At 33.2% G+C, this 12057-nt stretch carries 12 protein-coding genes and 1 riboswitch; of the genes, 5 read left to right on the plus strand and 7 right to left on the minus strand.

Annotated elements, in window-relative coordinates; genetic code table 11:
• Nucleotides 1-319 precede the first annotated feature (319 nt).
• Together LPC11_RS12600 and LPC11_RS12605 are read left to right on the plus strand one after the other, a co-directional pair.
• Nucleotides 320-388, plus strand: a complete 69-nt coding sequence (locus LPC11_RS12600; RefSeq protein WP_219350386.1) for a hypothetical protein — start codon at nt 320-322, stop codon at nt 386-388.
• 65 nt (nt 389-453) lie between these two features.
• A complete protein-coding gene (locus tag LPC11_RS12605; protein ID WP_226956355.1) occupies nt 454-522 on the plus strand; it encodes a hypothetical protein in 69 nt (22 codons plus the stop codon).
• Nucleotides 523-724: 202 nt separating this feature from the next.
• Here the strand turns inward: LPC11_RS12605 and LPC11_RS11725 are convergent, their stop codons facing one another.
• Entirely contained in the window at nt 725-1342 is a 618-nt protein-coding gene (locus tag LPC11_RS11725) for a CadD family cadmium resistance transporter (protein ID WP_023374567.1), read from the minus strand.
• Nucleotides 1343-1918: 576 nt separating this feature from the next.
• Between LPC11_RS11725 and LPC11_RS11730 the strand changes: the two genes are divergently transcribed.
• On the plus strand, nt 1919-2776 hold the full coding sequence (locus tag LPC11_RS11730; RefSeq protein WP_104681482.1) for a trypsin-like serine peptidase: 858 nt from the start codon (nt 1919-1921) through the stop codon (nt 2774-2776).
• Between the two features lie 109 nt (nt 2777-2885).
• Here the strand turns inward: LPC11_RS11730 and LPC11_RS11735 are convergent, their stop codons facing one another.
• The 6 genes from LPC11_RS11735 to xpt all read right to left on the minus strand — a co-directional run bounded on the left by LPC11_RS11735 (nt 2886) and on the right by xpt (nt 10221).
• Nucleotides 2886-4085 carry a GTP-binding protein gene (locus tag LPC11_RS11735; protein WP_023374565.1) on the minus strand — a complete coding sequence of 400 codons (1200 nt, stop codon included), beginning with the start codon at nt 4083-4085 and terminating at the stop codon, nt 2886-2888.
• Between the two features lie 223 nt (nt 4086-4308).
• Complete coding sequence (locus LPC11_RS11740; RefSeq protein ID WP_023374564.1) at nt 4309-5172, minus strand: patatin-like phospholipase family protein; 864 nt, start codon at nt 5170-5172, stop codon at nt 4309-4311.
• Between the two features lie 130 nt (nt 5173-5302).
• Nucleotides 5303-6844 (minus strand): glutamine-hydrolyzing GMP synthase, encoded by a 1542-nt coding sequence (gene guaA / locus LPC11_RS11745; protein WP_023374563.1) that lies wholly within the window; start codon nt 6842-6844, stop codon nt 5303-5305.
• Between the two features lie 27 nt (nt 6845-6871).
• Nucleotides 6872-8338, minus strand: a complete 1467-nt coding sequence (gene guaB, locus LPC11_RS11750) for an IMP dehydrogenase (protein WP_002466427.1) — start codon at nt 8336-8338, stop codon at nt 6872-6874.
• A gap of 36 nt (nt 8339-8374) precedes the next feature.
• Complete coding sequence (pbuX, locus tag LPC11_RS11755) at nt 8375-9643, minus strand: xanthine permease PbuX (RefSeq protein WP_023374562.1); 1269 nt, start codon at nt 9641-9643, stop codon at nt 8375-8377.
• Nucleotides 9643-10221 (minus strand): xanthine phosphoribosyltransferase, encoded by a 579-nt coding sequence (gene xpt, locus LPC11_RS11760; RefSeq protein WP_002466419.1) that lies wholly within the window; start codon nt 10219-10221, stop codon nt 9643-9645. The genes pbuX and xpt overlap by 1 nt, the downstream gene beginning before the upstream one ends.
• A gap of 267 nt (nt 10222-10488) precedes the next feature.
• Nucleotides 10489-10591, minus strand: a riboswitch (purine riboswitch).
• Nucleotides 10592-10804: 213 nt separating this feature from the next.
• On the opposite strand from xpt, the gene LPC11_RS11765 reads away from it, so the two are divergent.
• Nucleotides 10805-11212 carry a general stress protein gene (locus tag LPC11_RS11765; protein WP_023374561.1) on the plus strand — a complete coding sequence of 136 codons (408 nt, stop codon included), beginning with the start codon at nt 10805-10807 and terminating at the stop codon, nt 11210-11212.
• A 172-nt stretch (nt 11213-11384) separates the two neighbouring features.
• Complete coding sequence (locus LPC11_RS11770; RefSeq protein WP_023374560.1) at nt 11385-12053, plus strand: hypothetical protein; 669 nt, start codon at nt 11385-11387, stop codon at nt 12051-12053.
• The last annotated feature ends 4 nt before the right edge of the window (nt 12054-12057 follow it).

Here is a 12057-nt window from a genome sequence, read left to right on the forward strand (position 1 = left end):
CATATATCGCTAGCTAAGGCTTAATTCTACTTTTGAGCATAACAATATAAATATAGTTGATTATATTTATTATGTCAAATCTCATACAAATCAATTCTCTTTTTTCTAAAAAGCCATTATATTACAACTGTAAAACAGCTTTGTAAAGCTTGTGTAAACGATTCCAAAAACAGGGCACACTTAGGCATGAAAGACTGTGCTGTTTTCCTATAAATGGACCACTTATGACCTCTAACATACGAGTTAGGGAATTTCATCATATCTACTAAACATCCTCGTTACAATGTAATTAACAAATCAATCGAGGGAGGTAATTATCATGGGAATCATTTCAGGTATTATTTCTTTAGTTAAAACAATCATCGACCTTGTTAAAGGCAACAAATAATTCACATTATTACTTGCTATACAAACTTAGATATCACTAAAAATTTGAATTGGAGGGATATAATCATGAGTATCATTTCAGGTATCATTTCTTTAGTTAAAACAATCATCGACCTTGTTAAAGGCAACAAATAATATGATTATTTCAAAACTTGTACAACCCCAAAATAAACAAAAATTAATAGAAACGGAGGACTAAATTATGGAAATCGTAACAAGCATCATTTCAATTATCAAAACAATCCTTGGCTTCTTCAAATAATAAATAATAATACATAAAAGAGGTGGGACCTATCGTTCTACCTCTTTTAGTTTGACCATTAACATCTTTTCATAGTTAAAATATAAAATCAAACAATGTCGTTATCGTATCATTTTCGATAATGATAAATATACCTAGACCTATATAAACAATTGCCATAATCCAACGATTAAATTTTTCAACGATTTCCCCAATATCTTTAATATTCGCTAACCGTTGCGCTGTATAAATAAGTACAAAAATAAGAATCACGAATACAATTAGCGTCACAATAAGCTGACTTAAATTTAAAGATACAAAATAAGGTACAAACAAACCTATGTTATCTGCACCACAACTTGCTATCGTTACCAGAGCAACAATTCCCACTAATTTTGACAAACCCTTATCATTTAAAGCATCTTTGGCTCTTTTTTCTCCTTCACAATCATCAAAAATAGCAACTTTAACGCCTAAATAAATGGGTATTAAACCTAATAATCCTAGCATCCATTTTTCAGGGACATAGTGTAATACAAATGCGAAAAATAAACTAATGATAATTAACGTCATCGATCCTAAAAATTGTCCTATATAAATGTCTCTATATTCCTTTTTAGTATGTGCTCTAGCGAAATAAATCAGTAAAATGACTAATAAATCAATGGCAGTTGCCGTGTATAAAACTATCGCTGTAAATATAATTGAAAGCATTGATATCACACTCCATCTATACATATCTATTGTACATCATCTAACTTCATTTCTTAACATCGATGATAGATGACATAAAAAAAGAGATTAGAACATCATTGAGCCGCCACACTTTAAAAGCAAAATGTGACATCACGATATCGGGATCTCTCAGATTAAGTTACAATACGTCAAAATTTAAGAAGCATCTAATTTAAATTTTGACGTATCGATTAGATCCTGAAGGACTTTGTTCTAATCTCTTATTGGATAAAATGATTTTTCTTTATAATAAAAATTATCATATCTATATAAGAAAAGATATAGATATTTCGTGAAATTATTTGGCAATACCATATTTTTAATATATAAACATGTTGATGATCACTATAGATGAAAGGATTAATGTTTAAACCTTTATACTAAAATTAACAAATAATCATTTTGTAAATATCATTAAATCATTATAAAAAGATTTGCATTTTCTATTGTAATACAACTTATTTCGCATATAATTGGGAGTAACAAAGCTTAAAATTTAATGAACGTACATTTTAAAGAATTTAATACTAAATAAACACAAAGGGGATTTATATTTTGTCATATTTCAGACCAATTAAAACAATGATTTGTAGCACATTAATCGCTTCACTTGCAATGTCTGCAACAGCCACAATGTCACATCAAGCACATGCAGATACCGATTATTACTATCGTGATGGATTAAATTATCCTTCAGATCAACAAGCCTATCAAAAAGCTAAAAAAATCAATAAAAGTTCGATTAGCATTCAACATTATACGAAAGCGAATCAAAATAATTTAAAAGCCATTGGTCGAGTATCGAACATGAACGGTCATAAAGGGAAAGGGAAAGATTCGATGGGCACAGGCACTGTTATTGGTGATCATACTCTAATTACAAATGCACATGTCATTGATGATAAAAATGGAAAAGCCGCTTCCGCTAAATATATTACTTTCGCAATGAATCGTGATGGCAAACATATTCCATATAAGTTCCATGCATCTGATGTTAAAAAATTACCGCATTATGACATTGCTATTGTACACACTAAAGAAAAAATGTCTAAATATGCTAAACCTATTCGTATTGCCTCAGATAAAGAAATCAATAGTTTGAAATTTAATACACCACTATATTCATTAGGCTACCCTTGGCAAAATGGTGATAATACGAAAGCCTATTACAGTGAATTAAGATTTACACAATTTTCAGCCAATGGTACTGAAATTATGACTAAAGATATCTTTAGAGCAGGTGCCTCAGGTTCTCCAATGTTAGATAGCAAATATTCTAAAATTTATGGTCTGCGTACTTATGGTTATAATCTATGGAATAATTCTACTGACAAATACGCTAAACAAGAAATGGCAGGCGGTGAATCATTTAAAGGTAAAGCTGGTCAATTTGTAAAAAATAATATTAAATAAAACCAAAAGGTACGCAAATCACTACAATTATCATCTAAAGTAGTGTCACTGCGTACCTTTATTTTTATATGTTTTTTTCACGTGAAACTTTTTTATTCATCAATTGTAATTATTGTTGTGTGATAGTCCAATGATATGGGTCTAAAAATTGTGACCAGTCTGCATCAATTTCACTACTATCTAATAAACACTGATCTAGTGATTTAACTATCTCTTCTTTCTCTAAATCTGTGCCAATAATTACAAATTGTGTATGTCTATCTCCATATTCAATATCCCATTCTTCAGCAACGTCTGGACGTTCTTCCAAAATACTTTCCTGTTGTGTTCTAGACATACTAGCTACCCAGTACGTCACTGGATGAATGGAGCATGATGACCCTGCTTGTGATAACAGGCAAGCAACTTGATTATATTGTGCTAACCAAACAATACCTTTAGCCCTTACAATGTTATCTGGCATTTGTTCTAACCATGTATTAAATCTTTCAGCATGAAATGGAAGTCGACGGCGATACACAAATGAAGAAATCCCATACTCTTCTGTTTCAGGTGTATGTTCATCATGACCGCCTTCAGTTAATTCTTTAATCCATCCTGCAGACTCACTCGCCTTTTCAAAATCAAACCGTTGTGTATTCAATACTTCTTTTAAATCTACTTCTGAATTAACTGTTTTAATCATTTTAGCATCTGGTTGCAATGTAGTTAAGATTTGTTCTAAACGTCCTAATTCTTTTTCGGAAACTAAATCCGTTTTATTGATAATCATTACATCACAAAATTCTACTTGGTCAATCAATAAATTAGCAATTGTTCTTTCATCTTCGTCACTTACACTTTGATCACGATCCATTAATAAATCTTCTGAATTAATATCATTGATAAATCGATTTGCATCGACGACTGTAACCATTGTATCTAACCTACAAATCGCTGTTAAATCAATACCTAATTCTTCATCTATATATGAAAATGTCTGAGCGACTGGTACAGGTTCAGAAATACCTGTAGATTCTATGACAATTTGATCGATACCGCCTTTTTTCACAATACGTTCAACTTCTTTGAGTAAGTCATCTCTTAATGTACAACAGATGCATCCATTTGATAGCTCTACTAATTTTTCATCCGTACGTGACAAGCCCCCGCCTTCTGCCACTAAGTCTTTATCAATATTAACTTCGCTCATATCATTTACAATAACTGCGATACGTCGTCCTTCTCTGTTTTGTAAAATATGATTTAATAATGTCGTCTTACCAGAACCTAAATACCCACTTAATACAGTTACTGGAATTTTAGCCATAATATACGCCCTCTCTTATTTGTAAACAGTAATTATTACGTTTTACATTCTATAGGATTAATTCCGATTTATCAATAACGATTTTTATCTTAATAGGGCCATTCATCATATTATTTTTACAAATATAAAAAGGCATAGTCTTAAGCATCTAGGATTTTCAACTTCCCTAAATACTTTTAACTATACCTTTCAATACAAAGAATACTATATTAAATCAATTCATCTATGCGTTTAAAAAAGTTTTTAATTGTTCATAATCTGCTGCACCTTGTTTAATGGCTGCTTGTGCTATTTCTTCTCTCATATCTGCATTCACAGTATTATATTGATATGCTTGTAAAATTGACACCACTTCGTCACTAGGTTTTACAACATAAACATCTTTCCCGTCAGCTTTCATTTGTTCTACGAGCTGATCAAGTGCGTACGGTGTTTCAATTGGTAAGTTAGTAGTTAATACAATCACTTTATCTGCATCATCAACGACATCAGGATTTTCCATTGAATAAGACCCACCATCATAATAGTGATATCCATTAATTGGAATCGGTTGCCATACACCTTGTAACGCAGAACTTGCAGCTAGTGCATCTATTAATGCTACATCAGATTGTGCATTAAATACTTTACGTTCAGATGTCTCTAGTTCTGTTGCTACAATATTTAATTTGTCATTCCATTCTAACGGCACACTACCTAAGCGATTTCTAATCATATCACGACGTATGTCTAGTGATACATGTGGTTGAGTATTTTTAGAGATTTTACCCATACCATCAACCCAATCCTTAGTTGATTTACTTTCTTTCGCTAATTGATCAAATGCTTGGAATAATTCTCCCATTTCTTTATCAGAAATAGGTGTTGTTTCATTAACCTTTTCAATAATTTGCTCCTGCCAAATTGTATCCCAATCAATCATTGACGATACAGTTGTACTTACTTGAGACCCTGCAGATGTACCAATGATATAATCTACAGTTCTTAAATCGAGCCCTTTATCAAACAATCCTTTTAAATATCCAATGTGAAATGCGATACCATAATGGCCGCCACCACTTAATGCTAATGCTACTTTTGAATTCATATGAAATAACCTCTTTATCTTTTATATTCATTTACAATTGTAACTGGTAATTACATGCAGGTAAATTTTTAAGCATTTTAGTATAAAAAAGTCCTCTAACCTAAACGGTTGAGGACTATATCATAGTATCTTATTCCCACTCTATTGTGCTAGGTGGCTTAGATGTAATGTCATAGACAACACGGTTAACATGATCCACTTCATTAACGATTCGACTTGAAATCTTCTGTAAGACTTCCCAATCGATACGCGCAAAGTCACTTGTCATACCATCAATTGATGTTACAGCACGGATACCGACAGTGTGATCATATGTACGGTAATCTCCCATAACACCTACAGATTGAATGCCTGGTAACACAGTGAAATATTGCCAGATGTCTCTTTCAAGACCTTCTTCTCGCACTACTTCTCTTAAAATTGCATCTGATTCTCGTACGATTTCTAATTTATCTTCCGTAATTTCACCAAGCACTCGGATACCTAAACCAGGGCCTGGGAATGGTTGTCTCCATACTAAATGCTCAGGAATACCTAATTCGATACCTAATGCACGTACTTCATCTTTGAATAACGTATTAATCGGTTCGATAAGTTCAAATTCCATATCTTCTGGTAAACCACCCACATTGTGGTGAGATTTAATTGTTTGAGCTGTTTTTGTACCTGATTCAATCACATCTGTATAAAGCGTACCTTGTGCTAAGAAATCTACACCCTTTAACTTAGATGCTTCGTCATCAAATACATAAACGAATTCATTACCAATAATTTTACGTTTCTGTTCTGGATCTGATACACCAGCTAATTTATTCATGAAACGATCTTGTGCATTTACACGAATAATATTCATGTTGAAACCTTCACCGAATTGTTCCATAACCATGTCGCCTTCACCTTTACGAAGTAAACCATGGTCAACAAAAATACAAGTCAATTGATCACCAATTGCTTTGTGTAAAAGTACCGCTACTACAGATGAGTCAACGCCACCACTCATTGCACATAATACTTTACGGTTTCCTACACGTTCACGAATTTTTTCGATTTCAATTTCGATAAAGTTTTCCATTGTCCATTCGCCTGTACAATTACAAACACGACGAACAAAATTTCTTAAAAGGTCATTACCGTATTCCGTATGACGTACTTCTGGATGGAATTGTACGCCATAGATACGGCGTGATTTATCTTCAATTGCAGCATAATTTGTGCTTGGACTATCTGCAATCACTTCAAAGCCTTCTGGAATTTCAATGACTTTATCTGAGTGACTCATCCATACAGTTTGTTCTGATGGTAAACCGAAGAATAACTCGTCAGATTTTGCATTTATAATTGCTTTACCATACTCACGCTCATTAGCACGTTCCACTTTTCCGCCTAATAATTTAGTCGTTAGTTGCATACCGTAACAAATACCTAATACAGGGATACCTAAATTATAAATTTCTGGATCAATAGTGAATGAACCTTCTTCATAAACTGAATTAGGACCCCCAGATAATATAATACCTTTAGGGTTCATTCGTTTAATTTCTTCAATAGAAATTTCATGGTCATGCAATTCGCTATATACACCCATTTCACGTATACGTCTTGTGATTAATTGGTTGTATTGGCTACCAAAGTCTAGGACAAGAATTAACTCTTGCTCTTTCGCCATTTCCATAATTGTCGTTCTCCTTTAAATCTATAGTTAGAATGAATAGTTTGGTGATTCTTTAGTAATTTGAACATTATGTGGGTGACTTTCTGCTAAACCAGCAGGTCCCATACGTGTAAATTGCGCTTCTTCACGTAACGTTTCTAAATCTTTAGAACCAGTGTAACCCATACCTGATCTTACACCGCCCATAAGCTGATAAATTGTATCTTGTAAAGGACCTTTGTAAGCTGTACGTCCTTCAATACCTTCTGGTACAAATTTCTTAGGTGTTTTGTCTTCTTGGAAGTAACGGTCATTTGAACCTCTTTCCATTGCACCTAATGAGCCCATACCACGGTATACTTTGTATTGTCTACCTTGGAATACTTCAGTTGCACCTGGGCTTTCTTCAGTACCTGCTAATAGGCTACCTAACATAACAGCATGTCCACCCGCTGCTAATGCTTTAATAATGTCACCTGAGAATTTAATACCGCCATCAGCAATAATTGCTTTACCATGTTTACGTGCTTCAGTTGCACAATCGTAAACAGCTGTAATTTGAGGTACACCCACACCTGCAACAACACGTGTTGTACAAATTGAACCTGGACCGATACCAACTTTAACAACATCTGCACCCGCTTCAAATAAATCTTTCGTCGCTTCTGCAGTCGCAACATTACCAGCTACTAATGTAATTTCAGGGAATTTATTTTTAATATGTTTAACTTGTTCAATAACACCTTTTGAGTGACCATGTGCTGTATCGATAACAAGTGCGTCTACACCTGCTTCAACTAATTTTTCTGCTCTAATGTCAGTATCTTTAGAAATACCGATTGCTGCCGCTGCTAATAATCGGCCATTAGCATCTTTAGCTGCATATGGGAATTCAAGCACTTTTTCAATGTCTTTAATAGTAATTAATCCTTCTAAACGACCATTTTCTACTAGAGGAAGTTTTTCAATTTTATGTTCTTGCAAAATTGCTTCTGCTTCGTCTAAAGTCGTACCTACTGGAGCTGTGATTAAATCTTCTTTTGTCATAACATCTGAGATTTTAATAGAAAAATCTTCAATAAAACGTAAGTCACGGTTAGTTAAAATACCTACTAACTCTCTGTCATCTAAATTATTTACGATTGGCACACCTGAAATACGATATTTACCCATTAAAGCTTCTGCTTCATATACACTTTCGTCAGGTGTTAAATAAAATGGATTACTAATAACACCATTCTCTGAACGTTTTACTTTTTGTACTTCGTCAGCTTGTTCTTCGATACCCATGTTTTTATGGATAACGCCTAGTCCACCTTGTCTTGCCATCGCAATAGCCATTTTAGATTCTGTAACTGTATCCATACCCGCAGAAATGACCGGGATGTTTAATTTAATTTTATCTGATAAGCGAACACTCAAATCAACATCGCTTGGTAATACGTCTGATTGAGCTGGAATTAATAATACATCATCGAATGTTAATGACTCTTTAGCAAACTTATTTTCCCACATTTAAAAACAGCCTCCAATATTATATAGTTTGTTCTATTATTTCACATTTTCTTCACTTTGTTTATAGTTTATACCATTAAAAAAGAAATTTAAGATAATTGCAGAGATGGCACCTAACACGATACCGTTTTGTGTTAACCAAGCAAATTGCTCTCCTAAACCTTTAAACGCTTGAGGTACAGCACTAATACCGGTACCTAAACCTACAGACACTGCAATAATTAATAAGTTATTTTGGTTAGCAAAATTAATATTACCTAAAATACTAACACCGTATGCCATTACCATACCAAACATCGCTATCATCGCACCACCTAAAACTGGTAATGGAATAATGTTAGCTAAGGCACCAAGTTTAGGAATGCAACCACATATAAGTAATAAAATAACCATGCCATAGATAACTTTATTTTTCTTAGCACCTGATAAAGATACTAAACCAACATTCTGTGAATATGCTGTATAAGGGAAGGCATTAAATAATGACCCAATCACAATTGCAAGACCTTCCGCAGTGTAACCCTTACGAAAATCTTTTCGTTCTAATTTCTTCCCAGTAATCTCACTTAATGCGTGATAGACACCCGTCGATTCAATCAAACTCACCATAGCAACAATAAAGAACACTAAAGTTGCGCCTAAATCAAAGCCAAAGCCTGAAAAGCGGAATGGCATAGGAATACCTACCCAATGGGCTTCACCTACTTGCTTAACATCTACAAGGCCAAAGATTGCTGCTAACACTGTTCCAATGATTAATCCAATTAAAATTGCGATTGATTTTAAAAATCCAGTCGTAAATCGTTGCAAAATCAGTATCACAATGAGTGTAATCCCACCTAATACTAAATTCTTTGGATCACCATAGTTTTTAGCACCTTCTCCACCAGCTAAATAATTCATTGCCACTGGCATTAAATTGATACCAATGATTGTCACAACACTTCCTGTCACGACTGGTGGGAAGAACTTAACTAAATGAGAGAAGAATGGTGCGATGATAATCACTAAAATACCTGATAAAAATAGTGAACCATATAATACGCCTAGTCCTTTTGTCTGTCCAATTAAAATCATCGGTGCTACTGCTGTAAATGTACACCCTAATACTATTGGCAATCCAGTACCTGTTACTTTGTTCACTTGTAAGAATGTCGCTATACCACACATAAAAATATCCACTGTTACTAAATATGCAATCTCTTCTGGTGTGAATTTCAAACTTGTTCCTACAATAATAGGAACTAAAATCGCGCCGGCATACATCGCTAATAAATGTTGAATACTAAGAATGAAATTTTTCATTAATTTTCACCCAATAACGTCACTTTATTACCTTTTAATGATGCTACTTTACATAAAGATGATACGTTTAGACCTTCTGCTTCAAGTCTTTGTCGACCGTTTTGGAAACTTTTCTCAACAACGATACCAACACCTGCTGTTTTAGCGTTAGCTTGTTTAACAATATCGTTTAATCCAAGAGAAGCATCACCATTTGCTAAGAAATCATCAATAATTAAAACAGTATCGTTTTCCCCAAGGAATTCTTCAGAAACAATAACCGTACTTGTTTTATTTTTAGTAAAGGAATGAATATCTGTTTGATAAAATCCATCCTTTAAAGTACTTGGCTTAGCTTTTTTAGCAAATAAGCAAGGTACATCAAAATGGAATGCTGCCATTATTGCTGGCGCAATACCTGATGCTTCAATAGTTAATATCTTTGTAATTCCTTCATTCTTGAATTGTTCAAAGAATGTTTGCCCTACTTCATTCATTAACTTTGCATCAATTTGATGATTTAAAAAACCATCTACCTTAAGTATCTTTTCATCGATGACTACACCATCTTCTTTTACTTTACGTCCTAACGACTCCACCCAGAAAACCTCCTCAAAATTATGTAATCCATAGACTTGTTGATACAAAAAAATCCCCAAACTTTCAATAAGTTTCAGGATCTATGAGGGAACGTGCAATACATTGCGTATAATTGCAAATAAAGAAGTAGATACGCCAAATTAATCGATAATTAAAAATGTATACAATTAGATACAGAGGTTCCTTTGTAAGCTATTTAAAGAAACTTATAACGATGACACATTACACTAGTCCTTCGTGTTGTTTGAACGATTTAAACTGCTCCTAAGTATTGAATTGTTACCCATAGTCATGTCGTTCAAGGCGACATGGTAGAAACTTCTAAAGCCATATTCTTCAGATTATATGAGTCATATAAATTATTTAATGATGATAGCAAATTTTAGCTACTTTTTCAATAACTATTAAATACGATCATCGTTGAATTAACAGTATTTTATACTGAAAGCGTTTGATATATAATTCAAAATTAAATTTGGTAGATAAAGTAGTAAAATTATATATTTATATAAACAAAAGTTTTATAATTGAATGGTAAGGGTATAGATTTTGAAAGTAGAGAAAATATAAGGGGCGATAATCATGGCAGAAATTACAGTAGTAAAAGACAAATCAGAATTATACAACGTGATTAACCAAAAGAAATCTGAAGGCTATTTAGAAAGTGAATTAGCGGTTATTAGTCGTTCAAAATTACATTTAGATGATTTACACGACTCTCAAATTAGTTTAATTGCTACAAGTGGCTCATTCAGTGATCGTATGTCTAGATTACTTATCGGTGAAGATGGTGAACAAGCTGTTCTTACAAGATACGATTTAACTGATGAAGAAATCGAAAATCATAAACAAGATATTCTAGACAACAAGATTTTAGTTGTTGCAAGACGCGACCATTCTTCTCATAACGAAGTAGAAGAAAATAATACAGCTTACGAAGAACTTGATATCACGCATTATGCTGCTGAATCTAAAGGCCCAAAAGCTTAAGACAAATTCGTGAAAATGAAATGGATATAAAAAGGACACCATAACTTGTACGCTAAGCCGTTTAAGTTGTGGTGTTTTACTTTATTAAAACAAATCAAACTTTATTAATTTATCCATTAATAGAAATAAACATATGCTATAATTTAAAAAATATATTTTGGGGGTGCCATGAATGGAATTTAAAGCGATAACGTCTGTTCAAGATCCATATTTCAGAGAAGCATTACAAATTTACGACTCAAAGTTAGATATTAGCCTTACCGAAGACAGCCATATTTTCAAACAATCATTAGAAAACAATAAAACCGACAAGGATTATGCCTTTATCGTTGGCATTGAAAACAATGAAGTAATAAGCATGGCAACAGCACATTATGAAGCGACTACTAATTCCGCCTTTCTTATATATCTTATTACTAAAAATAAAGATAATCATGATGAAGTAATGTCTATGACCTTAGACAAAATCGAGGAACAGCTCAATGTCTACGCTAATGAAATTCATGATAGAAATATTAACTTTATAATGATGGAAGTACCTAAAGAACCACTAACAACTGATGAAGAAACAAACAAGGTGCTTGAGCGTCGTCGACAGTTTCTCTATGAACATCAATTTGAAAAACAAAGTGAAATTGATTATATTCATCCCAACTATACAACCGACGAAAATCCGAAAGACATCGACTTATTTATCAAAGCCAATATTGTCTTATCTAAAGACATTTATGGCACAAGTGTGAAGTCTAATTATATTTTAAAATATGTCTTTGCTAATGGTATTTCAAGAGAGATTATATATCCTCTATTAGAACAAATGAATTTAAGAAGCCCACTGTAACATT

This window comes from Staphylococcus sp. HL28 (genome assembly GCF_021117155.1).
GTDB lineage: Bacteria > Bacillota > Bacilli > Staphylococcales > Staphylococcaceae > Staphylococcus > Staphylococcus warneri.